General features: G+C 73.2%; 16 protein-coding genes. 9 read left to right on the forward strand and 7 right to left on the reverse strand.

Features of this window, described 5'->3' with window-relative positions; translation table 11 throughout:
• Position 1 precedes the first annotated feature (1 nt).
• Positions 2-1,111 (forward strand): uroporphyrinogen-III synthase, encoded by a 1,110-nt coding sequence (locus IE069_RS08590; RefSeq protein WP_189349765.1) that lies wholly within the window; start codon positions 2-4, stop codon positions 1,109-1,111.
• A 114-nt stretch (positions 1,112-1,225) separates the two neighbouring features.
• Here IE069_RS08590 and IE069_RS08595 read toward each other — a convergent pair whose 3' ends face one another.
• Together IE069_RS08595 and IE069_RS08600 are read right to left on the reverse strand one after the other, a co-directional pair.
• Positions 1,226-1,531, reverse strand: coding sequence for a pore-forming ESAT-6 family protein (locus IE069_RS08595; protein ID WP_189349719.1), 306 nt, complete (start codon positions 1,529-1,531; stop codon positions 1,226-1,228).
• Positions 1,532-1,541: 10 nt separating this feature from the next.
• Positions 1,542-1,961, reverse strand: a complete 420-nt coding sequence (locus tag IE069_RS08600; protein WP_308425383.1) for a WXG100 family type VII secretion target — start codon at positions 1,959-1,961, stop codon at positions 1,542-1,544.
• A gap of 302 nt (positions 1,962-2,263) precedes the next feature.
• Between IE069_RS08600 and IE069_RS08605 the strand changes: the two genes are divergently transcribed.
• Genes IE069_RS08605 through eccCa form a run of 4 tightly spaced genes read left to right on the forward strand, consistent with a single transcriptional unit; the run spans position 2,264 to position 8,969 of the window.
• Positions 2,264-2,530: a hypothetical protein gene (locus IE069_RS08605; RefSeq protein WP_189349720.1), complete on the forward strand. Its 267-nt coding sequence runs from the start codon at positions 2,264-2,266 to the stop codon at positions 2,528-2,530.
• Positions 2,527-3,840 carry an EsaB/YukD family protein gene (locus IE069_RS08610; RefSeq protein ID WP_189349721.1) on the forward strand — a complete coding sequence of 438 codons (1,314 nt, stop codon included), beginning with the start codon at positions 2,527-2,529 and terminating at the stop codon, positions 3,838-3,840. The genes IE069_RS08605 and IE069_RS08610 overlap by 4 nt, the downstream gene beginning before the upstream one ends.
• A gap of 9 nt (positions 3,841-3,849) precedes the next feature.
• A complete protein-coding gene (locus tag IE069_RS08615; protein ID WP_189349722.1) occupies positions 3,850-4,956 on the forward strand; it encodes a hypothetical protein in 1,107 nt (368 codons plus the stop codon).
• A complete protein-coding gene (eccCa, locus tag IE069_RS08620; protein ID WP_189349723.1) occupies positions 4,953-8,969 on the forward strand; it encodes a type VII secretion protein EccCa in 4,017 nt (1,338 codons plus the stop codon). The genes IE069_RS08615 and eccCa overlap by 4 nt, the downstream gene beginning before the upstream one ends.
• 7 nt (positions 8,970-8,976) lie before the next feature.
• On the opposite strand, the gene IE069_RS08625 is transcribed toward eccCa, so the two are convergent.
• Positions 8,977-9,504 carry a DUF1697 domain-containing protein gene (locus tag IE069_RS08625; protein WP_189349724.1) on the reverse strand — a complete coding sequence of 176 codons (528 nt, stop codon included), beginning with the start codon at positions 9,502-9,504 and terminating at the stop codon, positions 8,977-8,979.
• Between the two features lie 32 nt (positions 9,505-9,536).
• Positions 9,537-11,078, reverse strand: coding sequence for an MFS transporter (locus IE069_RS08630; protein ID WP_189349725.1), 1,542 nt, complete (start codon positions 11,076-11,078; stop codon positions 9,537-9,539).
• Positions 11,079-11,221: 143 nt separating this feature from the next.
• Here IE069_RS08630 and IE069_RS08635 point away from each other — a divergent pair, with 143 nt between their 5' ends.
• Positions 11,222-11,785 carry a TetR/AcrR family transcriptional regulator gene (locus tag IE069_RS08635; RefSeq protein WP_189349726.1) on the forward strand — a complete coding sequence of 188 codons (564 nt, stop codon included), beginning with the start codon at positions 11,222-11,224 and terminating at the stop codon, positions 11,783-11,785.
• On the opposite strand, the gene IE069_RS08640 is transcribed toward IE069_RS08635, so the two are convergent.
• Positions 11,782-12,141, reverse strand: a complete 360-nt coding sequence (locus tag IE069_RS08640; protein WP_189349727.1) for a hypothetical protein — start codon at positions 12,139-12,141, stop codon at positions 11,782-11,784. The two genes, IE069_RS08635 and IE069_RS08640, sit on opposite strands and share 4 nt — an antisense overlap.
• Positions 12,142-12,238: 97 nt before the next feature.
• Between IE069_RS08640 and IE069_RS08645 the strand changes: the two genes are divergently transcribed.
• Positions 12,239-14,758, forward strand: coding sequence for a Tex family protein (locus tag IE069_RS08645; RefSeq protein WP_189349728.1), 2,520 nt, complete (start codon positions 12,239-12,241; stop codon positions 14,756-14,758).
• A gap of 28 nt (positions 14,759-14,786) precedes the next feature.
• On the opposite strand, the gene IE069_RS08650 is transcribed toward IE069_RS08645, so the two are convergent.
• Positions 14,787-16,385: a cation:proton antiporter domain-containing protein gene (locus IE069_RS08650; RefSeq protein ID WP_189349729.1), complete on the reverse strand. Its 1,599-nt coding sequence runs from the start codon at positions 16,383-16,385 to the stop codon at positions 14,787-14,789.
• Between the two features lie 270 nt (positions 16,386-16,655).
• Between IE069_RS08650 and IE069_RS08655 the strand changes: the two genes are divergently transcribed.
• Entirely contained in the window at positions 16,656-17,159 is a 504-nt protein-coding gene (locus tag IE069_RS08655) for a ferritin (protein ID WP_189349730.1), read from the forward strand.
• Positions 17,160-17,246: 87 nt separating this feature from the next.
• On the opposite strand, the gene IE069_RS08660 is transcribed toward IE069_RS08655, so the two are convergent.
• The gene (locus tag IE069_RS08660) at positions 17,247-17,618 is read right to left on the reverse strand and encodes an RNA-binding S4 domain-containing protein (RefSeq protein WP_189349731.1); all 372 of its coding nucleotides are present in this window, start codon (positions 17,616-17,618) and stop codon (positions 17,247-17,249) included.
• A 160-nt stretch (positions 17,619-17,778) separates the two neighbouring features.
• Between IE069_RS08660 and IE069_RS08665 the strand changes: the two genes are divergently transcribed.
• Positions 17,779-19,107, forward strand: coding sequence for an amidohydrolase family protein (locus IE069_RS08665; protein WP_189349732.1), 1,329 nt, complete (start codon positions 17,779-17,781; stop codon positions 19,105-19,107).
• The last annotated feature ends 83 nt before the right edge of the window (positions 19,108-19,190 follow it).

Genomic DNA, 19,190 nt, shown 5'->3' on the forward strand with positions numbered 1-19,190 from the left:
GATCCCTGAGGCCGCGGGCGGATCGCTGACGGGCTTCCGGATCGGCGTGACCAGCGACCGGCGCTCGGAGGATCTGATCGACGCGCTCGAACGGCGCGGTGCCGAGGTCCTGCACGCGCCCGTCCTGAAGATTGCCCCGATCGCCGAGGATGCCGAGCTCGTCAGGGAGACCCAGGAGCTGATCGCCGCCCGGCCCGACTACCTTCTGGTGACCACGGCGTACGGGATGCGCCGATGGGTGGAGTCCGCAGACGCCCACGGCCAGGGCGACGAGCTGACAGAGGTCCTCGAGAACGCGTCGATCTACGTGCGCGGGCCGAAGGCCCGGGGCGCCGTGCGCGCCGCCGGCTTCACCGACGACGGCATCAGCGAGGACGAACGCACGTCGACCCTGGTGGACTCCGTTCTCGAGCTCGGGGTGGACGGCAGGACCGTCGCGATCCAGATGCACGGCTACGCCGACCTGGACGACATCGCCCGCCTCCAGGCAGCCGGCGCCACCGTTCTCACCGTTTCCCCCTACCGGTGGGTGGTGCCCGAGGGCAGTGCGGAGAAGGTGGAGAAGCTGATCGACGCCGTGATCGGCGGCGGCCTCGACGTCGTCACTTTCACCGCTGCTCCCGCCGTCGACGCGCTCTGGAGCGCGGCCCACGAGCGCGGCCGCTACTGGGAGCTGGTCCGGGCCTTCCAGACCAACGTGGTCGCCGCGACCGTCGGCCCGGTGACGGCCCAGCCGCTCCAGGACGTCGGCATCGAGCCGCTGGTGCCGGAGCGGTTCCGCATGGGTGCGATGATCCGGCAGGTCGTCGAGTACCTCTCGGACCGCGGCACGCAGCGCTGCGCCACGGCGTTCGGCGAGCTGAGCATCCGCGGCAGCCAGGTCACGCTGGGCGGGGAGACGACGGAGCTCGGCTCGTCGCAATTGGCGCTGTTCCGGGCGATCGCGGACGCGCAGGGCGCGGTGCTCTCCCGCGCCGACCTGATCGGCATCCTGCCGGAGGGCCAGGGCGACCACGCGCTGGACATGGCGGTCAGCCGGCTCCGCCAGTCGCTGCCGAACCCGAAGCTCGTGGCCACGGTGATCAAGCGGGGCTACCGCCTCAACGTCTGACATGTCGTCCCCCACGGTCGTGAGGACGGGGCGGCTGTGCGGGACGTCGACGCTGTCACCGGTCCTCTGGACCTGTTCTTCCGATGACGCGCCGAGCGGCGGCGGGGACCGGGGTCAGCCGATGTTGGAGATGGCGCTGCGCGTGCGGGCCTGCGTCGACGTCGCGGTCTCGTCGTTGGTCTCCAGGGTCGACCGGATGAGCGCGATGATGTTCTTGACCTCGCTCGACGCGTTGCGCCAGCGGGTCTCGACCGCCTGGTACTCGGCGTCCGCCCCGTCCATCTGGAAGTCGGACATGGCCGCGCTGACCTGCTGGTCCCGCTCGCTCATGAGTGATTCGAGCCGGCTGACGAGCTGGCCGATGTCGGACTGCACCTGCGAGGAGGCGCCGGTGTCGAAGGAAATGCGATCCGTGGACATGCTGGACTCCTTAGCGGTTGATGTTGACGCTGGCCGGCAGGGTGGACGCCGGCTCGGACGGGTTGATGACGGAGGCCGAGGCGTCGGAACCGCCGCCTCCTCCGCCGCTGAAGCGTGCGGCGTCGAAGTTCGCCGCCCCCTGGCTGCGGCTGGCGTTGTCCGCAGCCTCCTGGTCGCCGGTCTGCGTGGCGACATGCATCGCCTGCTGGCCCTCGGCGATCTTGGCCAGCGACTGGTTCAGGTCCGCGGAGATCTCGTCCGCGCGGGCCTTGAAGTTGTCGAACGCGGCGCGTCCGGCGCCGTTGAACTTGCCCTGCAACGGGGTCACTGCATCCACCAACTGGCGGACCAACGAACCGAGCTCGTCGTTGGATCCGGCCGTCTGCTGGTTCAGCGTCGAAAGCGTCGACGCTCCCATGTCAAACTTCATAACCGCCACTCCTCGTAGGCTTCAAAGATCAGATGACCAGGTCTCGTCAAAGAGCTTGATGAACCCTGATGCCGAGAACGCTATCAGCCGTCGTAACCGTGGAACACCCGATACTGCGAAGCTGTGGATAACTTCGGATCGGGGTGTTCCGGCATGACATCATGGGGGACGTAGCCGCCGTTGGCGCGGCCCGTGACCCCATGCGGGGGCCGGGCCCGGCTTCCGCTCGGGACGTCGAGCGGCGGTACGAATCGATGTCTGATTATCCACCCCCGGGTGTAGCACCGGCCGAGAGGAAGCACGTGGCCTTCGATTACGACCAGCAGATTCTGGAGTCCGTGTCGGTCCGGCGCGACCGCCTGCTCAAGTCCCTCCTCTTCGGTGCCGAGCGCACCCGCCGCACCTACAGCGACGGGGCCAGGCTTCTGCTGATCGGCATCGTGATCGCGGCCGTCGTCTGTGCCGGCTGCATCGGCTACTCCTTCGTCGTGGACCTCTTCGCCGCGCAGCAGGACCGGACCGGACTGGCGCTGCCGGCGCCCGGAGTCGTGCCGGGGGCCCGCGCATGAGCGCCGGGTACACGCGCGTGACCATCTCGACTCCGACGTCCAACGTCGAGGCGCTCCTGCCGTCCCAGCAGGAGCTGGGCGCGATCATGCCCGACATCCTGCGGATCGCCGGCGCCGCGCCCGGCCTGGGAGGGCCCCGGGAGCTCACACTGACGCCCGTCGGCTCCGCGAGCCTCGCCCCGCAGGCGACGCTCGCGACGGCCGGCGTCCGCGACGGCACCGTCCTGCAACTCGACCGCCGCGACGAGGCCGTGCCGCACCCCGTCGTCTACGACCTGGCCGAAGAGGCCGAACGCTTCGCCGGCGGGTCTGCCGACCAGTGGACCTTCGACGCGCGCCGCCTCGTCAGCACGGTCGTCGTCGCAGTCCTCGGGGTCGCCGCCCTGGTGCTGGCGACGGCTTCGACCGCTCCGGCCACGCAGGTCGGTGCCGGCGTCGGACTCGCCGCGCTCGCCCTGCTGGGCGCGGCCGTCGTCCCGCGCGAACGGCTCGCGTGCGACGTCGAACTCATCGTCCTGAGCGGCGGCGCCATCGCCGCGACCTATCTCCTCGGGTCGGAGGCCGCGCCGTGGGGCGTCTGGCTGGCGCCGGCATGGATCGCGGCCGCGCTGATCGCGTGGCAGGCGGCGCGGCGCAGCTCCGGCGGCGCGCTCGTCACGGCCGCCACCGCCGTCGTGCTGGCCCTGTTCTGGGGCGGCGGGAGCCAGCTCTGGCCCGAGGCCGGCGTCGCAGCCGCCGTCGCCGGGGTCGGCACGGCGTTCCTGCTGGGGTTCGCGCCCCGCCTCGCGTTGGCCCTGTCCGGTATGAACGCACTGCACGACGCCGTCGCCCGCGGCGAGCGTCCGGCCGTCGCCCACGCGCGCCGCGCCTACGGGGACGCCCACCAGGGGCTCGTCGGGGCGGTCGTGATCTGCGCGCTCTCGCTCGGAGCGGCCGCCCACGGCCTGCTGACGAGCGGGGCGAACGGGTGGGGCACCGCGCTGGCGGTCCTGCTCATCGCCGTGACCGCCCTGCGTGCACGGAACCTGCCGCTGGCCCTCGAGCGCGCGGTGCTCCTCGGCGCGGCCGCCTTCGGCACCGCGGTCCTCGCCTACTCGCTGCGCGGGGCGGTCCCGGCGGCGCTGCTGGCCGCCGCCGTGCTCGCGCTCGCGCTGCTGCCGCTGGTGCTGCGACCGCTCGAGGTGCCCGAGCACATGGCGGCCGGCCTGCGCCTGAATGCCCGGCGCGCCGAGTCCGTCCTGACCGTCGCCCTGCTGCCCGTGCTGCTGGGGGTCTTCGACCTCTACCCGCAGCTCGCCGAGACGTTCTAGGAGCGAGCCATGAGCGACGACCAGATGCCCCAGCGCTCCCCGGACCAGCGGTTCCCCGGCGGGTGGACGCCCGCCGCGCCGCCGCGCGCCCGCCCTCAGGAGCCGGCCCGCCCGCAGACCGAACCGCAGCCCGAACCGCGCCCGACGCCGCCCCCGCCCTCCGTGCCGCCGCGGTCCCGGCCGCAGCCGGCCGCGGAGGACGAGGAGCCGCTCGACCTGCCGGACGAACTGCGGAAGCGGGCCGCCCGCCACGGCGACCCCCTCTGGCTGCGCCTGGCCCAGACGATCCGCCGCAGCATCGGCTCGGACTCGTTCCCCGGCGACTTCGCGGGCGCCCTCGACGCGTGCCAGCGCCCCGTCACCACCGGCCGGCGCATCGGCGTCGTCGGCGCGACCGGCGGCGCCGGGGCCTCGACGCTCGTCGCCGCCCTCGCGCTCGTCCTCTCCGACGTCCGCGCCGACCACATCGCCGCCGTCGACGCCGTCGGCCGGCCGAGCGGACTGCTCCCGCGGCTGCCCGCCGGCTCGCCCCGCGGGGGGCTGGCCGGGCTCGCGGCGCTCGCCGGCGCGCACGGGGAGATCGGCCTGCACGAGCTGCGCGCCCACGCCGCGGCCCTGCCAGGGAATCTGCACCGGCTGACCCTGGACGCCGGCGACCGGCCACTGACCGCGGCCGACCGCGAGGGCCTGTACCAGGGGCTCAGCCGCACCTGCGCGGTGTCCCTGATCGAACTCGACGCGCACGCGGACCTCCGGCACCTGCACGCCCTGGTCGTCGCGGTCCCGGCCACCCCGGGCTCCGGCGGCGCGGCCGCCAGCCTGCTCGCCGGGATCCGGGCGTCCAGCCCGGGACTTCCCGTGCTGCCGGTCGTCGTGAACCCGCACGCCTGCCCGGCCTCCGACGTCCGCCTCGCCGAGGCGAACCTCGACGCCCAGCCCGTCTCCGCCACCCGGCGCAGGACGACGCCGGCGCACCACCTCGACCACGACCGGCACCTCGCCGCCGGGCTGGCCGTCGATCTGCGGCTCGTGGGGGAGCGGCGCCGCCTGCAGGTCGCCGCGCTCGCCGCCAACGCCCTCCACGCCGCGAGCGGCGCACCGGGAGACGCCGCGTGAGCCCGCAGGCAGACGAGAAGGCGGCCGACGGCGTCGTGCTGGTCCACCGCCCCGCCCGGACCACCAGCCCTGCCCGCGAGACCGGGACGTCGTTCGTGCAGCGGCCGCCGCACGTCGGCGACGCGGCCGGATCCGGCACCGGGTTCCTCGGCCTCATCCCGCTGCTCGGCGCGGCCGGGTCGATGACCGTGATGATGCTCTTCCGCGGGTCGCCGTTCGCCGCGGTCGGCGCCCTGATGATGATCGTGACCGTCACCGGCGCGATCGTCATGATGTTCTCCCAGCGCGGCAAGGCCGGCCGGCAGCGCCGCCACCAGCGCGACCGCTACCTCGAGTACCTCGAGGAGCGCCGGCACGACTTCCTCCTCGAGGAGCGCGAGCAGCGTCGCCGGGCCCAGGCCGGCGACCCCGCCCCGGCCGCCCTCTACGAGGTGGTCGGCGACCCGCACCGGCTGTGGGAGCGGCGCCGCCACCACCAGGACTTCCTGCGCGTGCGCCTCGGCGCCGGCACCACACCCGCCCGCGACCTGCGCCTCGAGGGCGAGACCGGGCAGGGGGAGCGGCCCGACCCGCACATGGACCAGGAGATGCGGTCCCTGCTGCGCCGGTTCGCCTCCGCCCCAGACATGCCCGTCACGGTCTCGCTCGCCGGGCACCACACGGTCTCGATCGTCGGCGACGAGGAGTTCGGGCACCAGGCCGTGCGGAACCTGCTGCTCTCCGCCGCCGCCCTGCACAGCCCCGAGGACCTGCAGGTCGCGGCCGCGGTCCCGCCCCGCCACCGCGGAGCCTGGGCGTGGCTGAACCAGCTGCCGCACGTCCTGGACCAGTCCCGGCCCACCGACCGCGGGCCGCTGAACCGCCTGGCGCCGTCGCGCGCGGCCCTGCGGGACCTGCTCGACGAGTCGATCCGCGAGCGCTACCGGCGCTTCACCGCGGCGCGGAAGAACTTCCTCGTCGCCCAGCGCACCCAGGTGCAGCCGCGGCTCGTCGTCGTCGACCTCGAGCACGCCGGCCGGGTCGAGAACCTGCCGCTGCCGGACGCGGGCCTGACGGCCGACGACCTCGCGATGACGGCCGTGCACCTCGTCGGCCGCCAGCAGGACGAGCCCGACGAGGTCTCCCTGCGCATCGTCCAGACGGAGACCGGATTCCGGCTGGAGGACTACACGTCCGACCCCCTGAACCCGCAGACGTGCGAGGGCGTCCTGTCCGCCTCGGACGGCGCGACGGCCGCGGGGATCGCCCGGATGCTCGCGCCGCTGCGCCTCTCGCCCGACTCCAGGGAGTACGACGACGGCGGCGATGCCGGACGCTTCACCGCCCACCTCGGCCTCGAGGACTTCACCGCCCGGGACGTCGAGCGGCTCTGGCAGCCCCGCGAGAACCCCGACTTCCTCAAGGTGCCGATCGGCGTCGACGACCGCTCCCGGCCCGTCTACGTGGACCTCAAGGAGTCCGCCCAGCACGGCATGGGCCCGCACGGATTGTGCGTGGGCGCCACGGGATCGGGCAAGTCGGAGCTGCTGCGCACGCTCGTGCTCGGCCTCGCCGTCACGCACCCGCCCGAGCTGCTGAACATGGTGCTCGTCGACTACAAGGGCGGCGCCACGTTCGCGCCCTTCGCCGGCATGCCCCACGTGGCCGGCATCATCACCAACCTCTCCGACGAGGCCTCCCTCGTGGACCGCATCTACGCGAGCCTCGAGGGCGAGGTGCTGCGCCGCCAGCAGGTCCTCAAGGACGCCGGGAACATCGCCAACATCACCGACTACCAGCTGCACCGGGCGGAGCGCGGCCACGAGCTGCCGCCGCTGCCGCACCTGTTCGTGGTCATCGACGAGTTCGGCGAGCTGCTCGCCGCCCAGCCGGACTTCATCGACCTGTTCATGTCGATCGGGCGCATCGGCCGCTCCATCGGCGTGCACCTGCTGCTCTCCTCCCAGCGCATCGAGGCCGGCAAGCTGCGCGGCCTCGAGACCCACCTGTCCTACCGCCTGGGCCTGCGCACCCTGTCCGAGGGGGAGTCGCGGACCGTCCTCGAGACCCCCGACGCCTTCCACCTGCCGCCGCTGCCCGGGTACGGCTACCTCAAGGTGGACACGACGACGTACTCCCGCTTCAAGGCCGGCTACGTCTCCGGCCCAATCGCCGCCGAGACGGAGGAACCCGAGGCGGCCGACGACGCGGCGAGCCCGCCCGTGCTGCCGGAGGCCTTCTACGCCCAGGACGCCGCCCGGCTGGGCGCGGCGGCGCCCGACCCCTCCGACGGCGCCGCCCCGGACGCGCAGCGCACCACCGGTGCCACCGTGATGTCGGAGCTCGTGGACATCGTCCGCGGGTTCGACCGGGTCACCGACGAGATCTGGCTGCCGCCGCTGCCGGACGCCGTCGCCCTCGACACCGCCGCCGGCCACGGCGCGGGGGACGCCGCGCCCGGCCCCTGGCCGCGCAGCCGGCAGCTGAACGTGCAGATCGGCCTGCTCGACGACCCGGCCCGCCAGTGGCAGGGCCCGTGGGAGCTCGACCTCGCGCGCGCGGGCGGCAACGTGGTGGTCCTCGGCGGGCCGTCGACGGGCAAGTCGACGGCGCTGCGCACGATCGCGCTCTCGCTCGCCGCCACGCACACCGTGCGGGAGGTCGCGCTGTTCGGCATCGACCTCAAGGGCTCGGCGCTGCTGCCGCTGGCCGACCTGCCGCACGCGGCGGGGATGGCCGGGCGGACCTCGCGCGAGGCCCTGCGCCGCACGCTCGAGGAGGTGCACGACCTCATCGCCGAACGCGAGCGGCTCTTCGAGATCCGCGGCGTCGACAGCCTGGCCACCATGCGGCGCCTGCACGCCGCCGGCGAGCTCGACGAACTGGACGTGGCCGACGTCGTGCTGCTCGTCGACGGCTGGGGGGCGCTGCTGGAGGAGTACGAGGAGCTGCAGGAGCTCGTCCACTCGATCCTGCGCCGCGGCGGAGGGTACGGCGTGCACGTCGTGGCGACCGCGACCCGGTGGAACGAGGTGCGGATCGCGCAGCAGTCGTTCTTCGGGACCCGGCTCGAGCTGCGGCTGTCCGAGCCGTCGGAGTCGGCGCACGGCCGCAGGAGCGCCGAGCGGCTCCCCGCCGACCGGCCCGGCCGCGGCATCAACCACGACAAGCTCATCGGCCAGATCGCCCTGCCCCGGCTGGATTCGGTCGCCGACGCGGACACCGGAAACCACGGCCTGCGCGACGCCGCCGCCCGGGTGGCCGAGCGCCAGCCCGGGCGCAGCCCGCGCCGCGTGCGCCTGCTGCCGACCGTCGTCGCCCCCGAGACCGTGCCCGCCCGCGACGGCCTCCTCCGGTTCGGCCTGAACGAGCGCGACCTGGGGCCGAAGCACCTGGACTTCGACGGCGGCGAGCGCAACCTGCTGATCCTCGGCGACGAGCAGAGCGGCAAGACCTCGCTGCTGCGCCACCTCATGACCGAGATCGTCGGCCAGTATTCCTCCGAGGAGGTCGTGTTCGCGGTCTTCGATCCGCGGCGCGGGCTGAAGAACGTGGTGGGCCCCGACTACGTGGGCGGCTACGCGACCTCGGCCGTGCTCGCGGCGCAGCTGACCACAGCGATCGTGGGCGAGCTGCGCAAGCGCATCCCGGAGAACCCGCTGGCGGCCGGCGCGGACGACGGATTCGACGGCCCGCGGATCGTGCTCGTGGTGGACGACGACGACGTGCTCGCCTCGAGCGGCGCCAGCCCGCTCTCGCCGTTCGCCGAGTACCTGGCGATGGGCGCCGAGATCGGCCTGCACGCGATCGTCGCGCGCAAGGTGCGCGGCGCCTCGCGGGGCCTGTTCACGCCGTTCGTCTCCGCGCTGCGCGACGCCGGCGGGGCGACGTTCGTCATGGACGGCGACCGGTCCGAGGGGCCCCTCGTGAACGGGGTGCGCGCCCGCCGCCAGCCGCCGGGGCGCGGCCTCTACCTGCACGGCGGCCGCCAGGCGGCCACCCTCCAGGCGGTCCACGCCGGCGAGGACGCCTAGCGGCGGCTCAGCGGGCCAGGACCTTGTCCAGGGTGTTGATGTTCCGGGTGGTGCTGGACTCCTTGAAACGCGCCCGGCCCAGCGCCTTGGCCACCGGGTTCTCGAGCGAGCTGCCCTTGGGCGTCTGCCAGAAGAGCACGTCGCCGTGGCCGGCCGCGCGCTCCGCCGGCCCCAGCTCGGCGAGGACGTCGGCCACCGTCTGCGCGCTGGAGGCGAACGTGACGTACGTGTGGAGGGCGGCGCCGTCGTGCGTGTCCGTCCGGGCGAACGGGCACGCCGCGACGATCTCCGCGACCTCCGGGAGGGTCTTGAGGAAGAGGCGGGCCTCGAACCCGAAGCGCCCGCCGATGGCGGACGCGAGCCGGGAGGCGACCTCCTCGCGCGGGGCGTCCGCGGCGAAGAGGATGTTGCCGGTGGCCAGCACCGTCCGCACGTCCCGGACGCCGGCACCGGCCACGCACTCGGCGAGGTCGGCCATCGGGATGCGCCGGCCCGAGACGTTGATGCCGCGCAGGAAGGCCGCGTAGTCGCTCATGGGGCCAGTCTGCCCCATGGGCGGGGCCTGCGTCAGGGGCGCGTGGGCGCGGACCGCAGGGCGCGGTGGATCACGACGGCGGCCGCCACGGCCAGCGCGGCGCCGATCCCGGCCGTGAGCATCACCCCGGAGTCGAACGCAGCGGCGGCGTTCTCGAGCAGCTGGGCGGCCTGGCCGGACGGCAGGGACTCCGCGACCTCGTGCGCGCCGCCGAGCGTCTTCGACGCCTCCGCCTGCTGGCCCGCGGTGAGGCCGCCCGGCAGGGCGAGGCCCCGCGAGTAGGCGGCGTTGAGCAGGCTGCCGAGGACGGCGGTGCCCAGGACCGCGCCGGTCTCGTAGGCGGTCTCGGAGATGGCCGAGGCGGCCCCGGCCTTCTGCGGCGGGACCGCCGACAGCGCCAGGTCGTTGGACAGCGTCTCCGCCAGGCCGACGCCGGCGCCGAGCACGCAGAACGCGGTCATCAGCAGCAGCACCGACCCCGACTGCCCGACGAAGAGGACCATCACGTAGGCGGCCGCGTTCAGCAGCAGGCCGAGAACCATGAGCGCCGAGACGCGGAAGCGCTTCGCAAGGTTGGCCGCGAGGAGGCCGGACGCGATCGACAGGACCAGTCCCGGCATCATCAGCAGGCCCGCCTCGAGCGGGGAGTAGCCGGCGACGAGCTGGACGTGCTGGGTGAGGAAGTAGATGAACCCGACCATCGAGAACACGCTGAGCAGGTTGACCGTCAGCGCGCCGGAGAACATCGGATTCCGGAAGAGGCGGACGTCCAGCATCGGGTCGGTGGCCGGCCGCGCCGCCCGGGCGAGCTGGCGGCGCACGAAGACGTACCCGCACGCGATGCCGAACGCGATCGCCGCGGCGGGGAGCGCGAAGCCCTCGCCCTTGGCCAGGACCTTGATGCCGAAGACGATCGGCGTCAGGGTGCCGACGACCAGCACGATGCTCAGCGGGTCGATCGGGCCCGGGTTCGGGTCCTTGGACTCCGGGACCAGTGCGGGGCCGGCGATCAGGATCGGCAGCAGCACGGGGACGGCGAGCAGGAAGATGGAGCCCCACCAGAAGTGCTCGAGCAGCCATCCGCCGAGGATCGGGCCGAGCACGGCGCCGCCGGAGAATCCGGAGGCCCAGATCGCGATCGCGCGGCGCCGCTCGTGCTCGTCCGTGAAGATGTTGCGGATCAGCGACAGGGTCGCCGGCATCAGCATCGAGCCGAACAGTCCCAGGAGGGCGCGGGCGGCGATCAGCAGCTGCGCGTTGGGCGCGAAGGCCGCGAGCGCCGAGACCGCGGCGAAGCCGACGGAGCCGAGAAGCAGCAGGCGCTTGCGCCCGATCCGGTCGCCGAGGCTGCCCATGGGGACCAGCAGTCCGGCCAGCACGAGCGGGTAGATGTCGATCATCCAGAGCAGTTCGTCGGAGTCCGGCGCGAGGGCCCGGGAGAGGGCCGGCACGGCGAAGCTCAGCACGGTGTTGTCGATCGAGATCAGCAGCACCGGGAACATGAGGACCACCAGGGCAAGCCACCGGCGGGTGCCGGAGAGCTCGGTGCCGGTGGTGGCGGTCTGCACAGACATGGGACGTCCTCGGGGAGAGTTGCGGAGGTGGGGCGGTCGGCTCCCACACTCTTAACTGTACCGTCTGGACGGTTTATATCAAGGGGGTGTCATGGAGATCACCCGGACGACGGCGGATGCCGACTCTGGCTAGAGTGTCACCCATGACCAGACCCCCCGCAGCACGAGAGAAGATCCTCGCCGCCTACTGCGAGATCGTCAGCAGCGATGGCGAGCGCGCCGCCACGATGGACGCCACGGCGGCGCGGGCGGGGGTCTCCAAGGGCGGGCTGCTCTACCACTTCAAGAGCAAGGACGCGCTCGCCGACGGCGTGATCGAGCGCCTGGGCGAGGCGGCCGAGGCCGACCTGGCCCGGATGGAGGCGTTCGACGAGGGGCCCTCCCGCTACTTCGTGCGCACCTCAGTGGAGACCGGGACGGAGCTGGACACGTTCTTCGTCGTCGTCATGCGGCTGGCCTCGGCCCAGCACCCGGGAGCGGCCGAGGCGCTCGCCGCCGTGCACGGCTCGTGGTGGCGGCTGATCCGCGACGAGGTGGGCGACGACGCCGCGGCGGACGCCATCATGCTCCTCGGGGACGGCATCTACCACCACGCCTCGCTGCCCGGCGCGGGCACTCCGGGTTCGACGGCCGACTACTTCCGCCGCCGCCTGGACTCGGTGCTGGACCAGGTCGACCGGCTGAAGTCAGGCGCGCGGACGGACTAGCCGGCGGCGGCGATCGCGTCGTCGCAGGCCTGCTGGGCCCGGTCGACGGCGGCCTGCGGCGCGGCGTCTCCCGATGCCGCCAGCTCGCGCAGCGGATCCAGCAGATTCGAGGGAACGCCCGCGGCCTCGGCCGGCTCGATCAGCGACGAGAGCACGGTTATGTCGGAGGCGTCCAGCGTCCCGTCTGTCACCGGGTCGCACACGCGCTTCAGTGCTTCGATCTTGGCGGCGTCTGCGACCTCGCCGACCGCGGAGCTCGCGGCGTCTTCGGCCGCCTGCTGGACGGTGGAGCACCCGGTCAGGGCGGCGGTGAGGCCGAGGACGCCGACGGCGAGCAAGGAGGAAGATCTGCGCATGGCTTCGAGGATAGCCGTCGCGCCTGTGCCGCGGATGTGAGGTCCCGCGCCCGCGGTGACGGCCTGCGCCGTGCACGTAGGGCAAGATGGTGCGGTGATGAATTCCAGCGCAGCAGACTCCACGGCCACCGTCACCACCCGAATCGCCGCCGAGCTCGGCGTGAAACCGTGGCAGGTCGATGCCGCGATCGGGCTGCTCGACGCCGGGTCGACCGTCCCGTTCATCGCCCGGTACCGCAAGGAGGTCACGGGCACGCTCGACGACGCCCAGCTGCGCACCCTCGAGGAGCGCCTGCGCTACCTGCGCGAGCTCGAGGACCGGCGGGCCGCGGTCGTCGCCGCCATCGACGAGCAGGGCAAGCTCACCGATGCGCTGGCCGCCGCGCTCGCCGCGGCGACCACGAAGACCGAGGTCGAGGACCTCTACCTGCCCTTCAAGACCAAGCGCCGCACCCGCGCCCAGATCGCCCGCGAGGCCGGGCTCGAGCCCCTCGCCGACGCCCTGCTCGCCGACCCCGGCCTCGACCCGCGGACGACGGCGGAGGCCTACGTGAGTGCCGACGGCACCGAGGGCGACACCGCCGTAGCGACGCCCGACGACGCGCTCGCCGGTGCGCGGGCGATCGTGATCGAGCGCGCGGGCCAGGATGTCGAGCTCGTCACCGAGCTGCGCGGCCGCCTCTGGAGGGGCGGGGTGGTCCGGTCCGCCGTCGCCCCGGGGGCGGGCGAGGAGGCCGCGAAGTTCGCCGATTACCACGACTTCGCCGAGCCCGTGCACAAGCTGCCGAGCCACCGCATCCTCGCCCTGCTACGCGGGGAGCGCGACGGCGCCCTGAGCCTGAACCTCGCCGAGGCCGACCCGGCTGACGCAGAGGCGCTCGCCGAGGCCCGCGCCGGCTACGAGGCCGCCGTCGCCCGCGCTGTTGGTGCGAACGCACCGGCCGGCACCCCGGCGGCCGACTGGCAGGCGCGGACCGTGCGCCTGGCCTGGAAGGGGCGGATCCTCTCCCGGCTGGAGTCGGACGTGCGCTCGCGCCTCTTCGAGGCCGCCGAGGAGCAGGCGATCGGCGTCTTCGCCGCGAACCTGCGCGACGTGCTGCTGGCGGCGCCGGCCGGCAACCGGTCCGTGCTGGGCCTGGACCCGGGCCTGCGCACCGGCGTGAAGGTCGCCGTCGTCAACGGGACCGGCCGCGTCGTCGAGACCGCCACGATCTACCCGCACGCCGGCGGCAAGTCGGGCGCCAAGTGGGAGGCGTCGCTCGCCGTGCTCGAGGAGCTCGCGGCGAAGCACGCGACCACGCTGGTCGCCGTCGGCAACGGCACGGCCAGCCGCGAGACCGACCGCCTGGCCGGCGAACTGCTGGGACGCCTCGCGAAGAACCCGGCCTTCACCGCCGCCACCGCGTCGGGCCCGGTGCCGGCCAAGGTCATCGTCTCCGAGGCCGGCGCCTCGGTCTACTCGGCGTCCGCACTGGCCTCGGCCGAGTTGCCCGACCTGGACGTCTCCCTGCGCGGGGCCGCCTCGATCGCCCGCCGCCTGCAGGACCCGCTCGCCGAGCTGGTCAAGATCGAACCGAAGTCGATCGGCGTCGGGCAGTACCAGCACGATCTGACCGCCGCCAAGCTCGACCGCTCGCTGGACGCCGTCGTCGAGGACTGCGTGAACGCGGTCGGCGTCGACGTGAACACGGCCTCGCCGGCGCTGCTCTCCCGCGTCGCCGGCGTCGGCCCGACCCTGGGCAGGAACATCGTCGCCTACCGCGACGCCAACGGCCCGTTCGCCTCCCGCAAGGACCTCAAGAAGGTCCCGCGCCTGGGGGAGAAGGCGTTCGAGCAGTGCGCCGGCTTCCTCCGCGTCACCGGCGGTTCCCCGCTCGACGCGTCCGCCGTCCACCCCGAGGCCTACGGCCTGGCCGAGCGCATCCTGTCGGCCGCGGGGGTGACCCGGAACGACGTCGGCGCCGCCGCCGCGTCCGTCGCCACGCTCGATCCGGCCCGGTTCGTGGACGAGCGGTTCGGCGTCCCCACGGTCCGCGACGTCATGGACGAGCTCGCCCGCCCGGGCCGCGACCCGCGCGGCGAGTTCGTCACGGCGGCCCTCAAGGAGGGTGTCGAGGCCATCACAGACCTGGCCCCGGGCATGATCCTCGAGGGCACGGTCTCCAACGTGGCGGCGTTCGGAGCGTTCGTGGACGTCGGGGTGCACCAGGACGGTCTGGTGCACGTCTCCGCGATGAGCACCCGGTACGTCTCCGATCCGCGCGAGGTCGTCACCTCCGGCGCCATCGTCAAGGTCAAGGTCCTCGAGGTCGACACGAAGCGCAAGCGCATCTCGCTGACCCTGCGGCTCGACGATCCGCTGCCCGGGGAGGCGAGGCACGACGGCGCCGCCGCCGAGCCGGGTCCGCCGGAGCCGCGCCGTGGCGCGGGCACGCGCGGTGCGGGTCAGGGCCGAGGGGACCGGAACCGGGAGGCCGGCCGCAGCGGCGGGCGGGGCCAGTCGAAGCCGGCTCCGCAGCGCGGCGAATCGAGGCGCGGCGCCGACGCGAGCCAGCGTCAGGGCGGAGGCGACGACACCGCGATGGCGGAGGCGCTGCGCAAGGCCGGACTGGCCTGATCCGGCGCGGCCCGGTGCGAGCGCCGGGTCAGGAGTCGCGGGGGAGCCGCGGTGGCTTCGCAGGGCCGAGGGCCAGGTCCGCGAGGGCCACACCGGCACCCTCGTAGAGGTTGAAGACTCCGTGCACGCCCTCCTCGGCGAGGTGCTCCACCTGGTCCTGGTGGCGGGCCATGGCGGCGACCCGCCCCTCGAATCCGGCCTGCCGCAGCTGGTCGAGGGCGAACGTGTTGGAGTCGTGGATCGGCATGGCCAGGACGACCGTCTGCACGAAGCCGCCCGAGCAGAGCCGCGTCCAGAACTCCATATCCGTCGCGTCGCCTTCGAGGACCGAGTAGCCCTCCTCCCGGAGCCGCGAGACGACCGCGTGGTCGTTGTCGATGCCGAGCACGCGCAGGTTGCTGTCGGCGTGGATCCGCTCGTAGGCCGAACGCCCGACGCGGCCCATGCCGAGCACGACGACGTCGGCCTGGCTCGTGTCGATCGGCCGGTCCTCGAGCCGGAGCCGGTGGACGTCCTGCTCGCGGAACCACGAGGCGATGCGGCTGGCGAAGTGGTGGCCGCGCCCGTTGACCATCGAGGAGACGACCATGCTGAGGGCGACGGCGACCGCGACGATGGTCAACCAGTCCTCCTCGATCATCCCCGATTCGACGCCGAGTGCGGCGACGATGATGGAGAACTCCGAGAAGTTGGTCAGGACCAGACCGAGCTTTGCCGCCGTGCGGTTGCGCAGGCCGAAGACCCAGCCGAGCGCGACGAATCCCGCCAGCGTGAACGGCAGCAGCACCACGCACAGGAGCGCGGCCAGGCCGACGTCGGCCCACGTTGGATCCGCGGTCAACCCGATGGCCAGGAAGAAGCCGACCAGGAAGAGCTCCTTGACGCTGAAGAGCGACTTGGACATCTCGAGGGCGCGGGGGTGGCTGGCGAAGAGCAGCCCCATGACCAGGGCGCCGAGATCCCCCTTGAGGCCGACGGCGTCGAAGGCGAAGTAGCCGGGGCCGAGGGCCATGGCCGCGCCGAAGAGCACCAGGAGCTCGCCGTGGCCCACGTGGTTCAGGGCACGCCGCAGAACCCACGACGCGGGCAGCAGGAGCGCGAGCGCGAAGGCCCACGGGCTCGGGGCGTGCCCTGCAGTGATGGTCATGAAGGCGACGGCGGCGATGTCCTGGATGACGAGGATGGCGATCGCGGTCTGCCCGTAGAACGAGCCGTCGTCCGAGCGCTCCTCGAGCACCTTGACGGCGAGCACCGTCGACGAGAAGGACAGGGCGAAGCCGACGAGCATGAGCGTCTTCCAGTCCTCGCCGCCGGCGATGAACCCCAGGACGCCGAGCAGGCCCAGCGTGCCCATGCCGATGAGGACGCTGAACGCCATGTGGATCGACGCCGTCCCGTACGCCTCGGGACGCAGCAGCGAGCGGACGTCGAACTTGAGCCCGATCGTGAACAGCAGCAGCGTCACGCCGATGTCGGCGAGAGCCTCCAGGCCCGGGAACGCCTCGACCTGCAGCGCGCCGAGCAGGAAGCCCGCGGCGAGGAATCCGACGAGCGGCGGGATGCGGCAGGCGAGGGCCAGCCAGCCCAGCGCTGCGGCGGCCAAGAGGGTTACGGCGATGTCTTGCACTGCGCTCTCAATCGTCTTCGGCGAAACGGCAGGGACTTTTGCCCCTACTTTGGGCCCTGCCGCGGGGCGGATGTCAGCGGTGGCGGTGCGGCGGCGTCGTACACGGAAATGTGACGGCGGCCGCGCCGGCGGCCCGGGTGAGGCGTGCCGAACTTTGGTGAGGCTGGCATAAAGAGGTTGCGAAACGCCGGGGTGGACATTTAGGTGAGGCTTCGGTCAGTAAGGCCGAACTGCGGTGACAAGGACGGGAATGGGGCCTACTTTTGAACCATGGAACTTACAGGAAAGCTTGAAACCGCATTCAACGACCAGGTCACCCTCGAGCTCGAGGCCTCCTACGTCTACCGGCAGCTCGCGGCCGACATGGAGGCCCTCGACCTGCCGGGCATCGCCGGATGGTTCCGCGCGCAGGCGGACGAGGAGATCGTGCACGCCGAGAAGTTCATCGGGCACATGTCCGACCGCGACTCCCGCCCGAACTTCGGTGCCATCGCGGCCCCGGCCCAGCACGCGGACACGGTGCTCGCCGGGTTCGAGGCGTCGCTCGCGCACGAGAAGAAGGTCTCCGAGGCCATCCGCAGCCTCTACCGCCTGGCCCAGCAGGAGGGCGACATCGACGCCCTGCCGCTGCTGAACTGGTTCGTGGAGGAGCAGCTCGAGGAGGAGGCGTCGGTCTCCGAGATCATCGGCCGGGTCAAGCTCATCGGCGAGGACGGCAACGGCCTGCTCCGCCTCGACGCCGAGCTGGGCTCGCGCCCGTCCGCCGGCGAGTAGCCGGGAAGCCGCCGCTCCCAGCGCGAGGGCGGCGGATGCACGGCCCGCGGGGGTCCCGTGCGTCCGCCGCCCTCTCCGCGTCCCGGGTCAGAGGTCGAGGTTCCGGCGCAGCTTGTCCATCTCGCGGCGGTCCTTCTTGGTCGGGCGGCCGGCGCCGCGGTCGCGGACCGGGACCTGCGGGACGACCTCGCGGGTCCGCGGCGGAGTGTGGTCGATGTAGCAGGACTGGGCGACCGGGGCGCCCACGCGCTTGCCGATCGTGCGCGTGACCTCCAGGATGCGGTCGAAGCCGTGCTGGCGGACCCGGATCTTGTCTCCGGGGACCACGGGCTGAGACGCCTTGGCCGGGTCGTCGTTGCGGCGGATATGGCCGGCGCGGCACGCAGCCGTGGCCGCGGACCGGGTCTTGTAGACGCGCACGGCCCAGAGCCACGCGTCGATTCGCACCTGCTTGCTCATGGCATCCCAGCATAGTCCGCCGGCGGCGGGGGTCGCGCCGCCGGTCGAGTGAGGGGCGGACGCACGATGCACGACGGATGACGAGGTATGGGATACCAAATAGGCGCGGATGGTGCTAGCTTGGCATGACCCGCATCACTTCACCAGAAGGAATCCCTCCATGTGCGTCCACGACCACGACTCCCTCCCGGCCCCCGACGCCTCTCTCGCCCGCCGCAGCGTCATCGCGGGCGCAGCCGCACTCGCCGGCATCGGCCTATTGCCGGCCTCCGCGGCTGCCGCCCCCGAGCCGGCCCGCGGACGTCCCGCGGCTCCGGGATACCACGGCAGCGCCCCGACCCCGCCGCCCGTCGTCGTCGAGGGCGGCACCATCGTCGATCCGGTCACGGGCGACGCGATCGAGGACGGCGTCGTCGTGCTGGAGGACGGGAAGGTCTCCGCCGTCGGCGACCGCGCCTCCACCCGCCGGGCCGTCGCCGCCGTCGCGGGCCGCGCCACGGTCGTCGACGCGACCGGCCGGTTCGTGCTGCCCGGGCTCGTCGACGCGCACGTGCACGCCAACGCGCTCGAGGACGCGCGGCTGATCCTGAGCCACGGCGCCACCACGGTGCGCAGCGGCTCCTCGAGCTTCTACCAGGACGTCGCGCTCGCGGCCCTGCCCGAGTGGGCGCCGGGCCTGTCCCCGCGCATGCATGCGGCGGGACTGTTCGTCTCGCCGGAGCTCGGCGACTCCGTGCTGGCCGATCCGGCCCTGGCGCCACTGGCCGCCCTCGCCGACGGCGTCCGCGAGCCCGACGACGTCGCCTACCTGACCCGCAACAACCGCAAGCGCGGCGCGACCGTCATCAAGACCCGGGCGAATCCGCGGGCCGGACTCGCCGAGCAGGATCCGCTCGAGCTGGTCTACGGCGAGGAGCAGCTCTCCGCGATCGTCGCCGCCGCGAAGGGCGCCGGGGTCCTCTGCCACTCCTACAGCGCGGAGGGCATCGCCGGTGCGGTCCGCGCGGGAGTGCGCAGCATCGAGCACGGCGTCTTCGTGAACGAGGCGACGCTGGCCGACATGGCCGCGCGCGGCGCGTGCTTCACACCGACGCTCTCCGGCATCGCCTCCATGGCCGGCTCGCGCGACCCCGTGCTCGCCGAGCGCGGCCGCGAGTACACCCCCGTCCTCCAGGAGGCCGTCCGGGCCGCGGCCGCCGCCGGCGTGCCGGTGGTCTCCGGCACCGACTCCTTCGGCACGGACGTCACCCCGATCGGCACGGAGGCGCGCTGGCTTGCCGAGGCCGGGCTCTCCCCGCTGGAGGCGCTCCGCTCCGTGACGACGACGCCGGCGCGCCTGCTCGGCATCGAGCGCAGCGTGGGCCGCCTCGTGGCGGGCGGCGTCGCCGACGTCGTGCTGCTCGACGCCGACCCGCTGGCCGATGCCGCCGCGCTCGAGCGCGTCTCGGCCGTGATCGCCCAGGGTGTGATCGTCCGCGACGACGCCTGAGCCGGCCCTGCCGCTGCGGGGGTGCCGCGGGGCTTGTAGAGTGACCCGCATCACCCCTTGATTCCGCCAACGCAGCCGGAGGA

This window comes from Zhihengliuella salsuginis (genome assembly GCF_014651715.1).
Taxonomy (GTDB): Bacteria; Actinomycetota; Actinomycetes; order Actinomycetales; family Micrococcaceae; genus Zhihengliuella; species Zhihengliuella salsuginis.

Excerpts from the sequence above, each read along its gene's own strand:
- IE069_RS08600 (WP_308425383.1), bottom strand. The coding sequence starts at position 1,961 with ATGAAGTTTGACATGGGAGCGTCGACGCTTTCGACGCTGAACCAGCAG.
- IE069_RS08635 (WP_189349726.1), top strand. The coding sequence starts at position 11,222 with ATGACCAGACCCCCCGCAGCACGAGAGAAGATCCTCGCCGCCTACTGC.
- IE069_RS08660 (WP_189349731.1), bottom strand. The coding sequence starts at position 17,618 with ATGAGCAAGCAGGTGCGAATCGACGCGTGGCTCTGGGCCGTGCGCGTC.
- IE069_RS08645 (WP_189349728.1), top strand. The coding sequence starts at position 12,239 with ATGAATTCCAGCGCAGCAGACTCCACGGCCACCGTCACCACCCGAATC.
- IE069_RS08665 (WP_189349732.1), top strand. The coding sequence starts at position 17,779 with ATGTGCGTCCACGACCACGACTCCCTCCCGGCCCCCGACGCCTCTCTC.
- IE069_RS08615 (WP_189349722.1), top strand. The coding sequence starts at position 3,850 with ATGAGCGACGACCAGATGCCCCAGCGCTCCCCGGACCAGCGGTTCCCC.
- IE069_RS08655 (WP_189349730.1), top strand. The coding sequence starts at position 16,656 with ATGGAACTTACAGGAAAGCTTGAAACCGCATTCAACGACCAGGTCACC.
- IE069_RS08625 (WP_189349724.1), bottom strand. The coding sequence starts at position 9,504 with ATGAGCGACTACGCGGCCTTCCTGCGCGGCATCAACGTCTCGGGCCGG.
- IE069_RS08630 (WP_189349725.1), bottom strand. The coding sequence starts at position 11,078 with ATGTCTGTGCAGACCGCCACCACCGGCACCGAGCTCTCCGGCACCCGC.
- IE069_RS08610 (WP_189349721.1), top strand. The coding sequence starts at position 2,527 with ATGAGCGCCGGGTACACGCGCGTGACCATCTCGACTCCGACGTCCAAC.
- IE069_RS08640 (WP_189349727.1), bottom strand. The coding sequence starts at position 12,141 with ATGCGCAGATCTTCCTCCTTGCTCGCCGTCGGCGTCCTCGGCCTCACC.
- IE069_RS08595 (WP_189349719.1), bottom strand. The coding sequence starts at position 1,531 with ATGTCCACGGATCGCATTTCCTTCGACACCGGCGCCTCCTCGCAGGTG.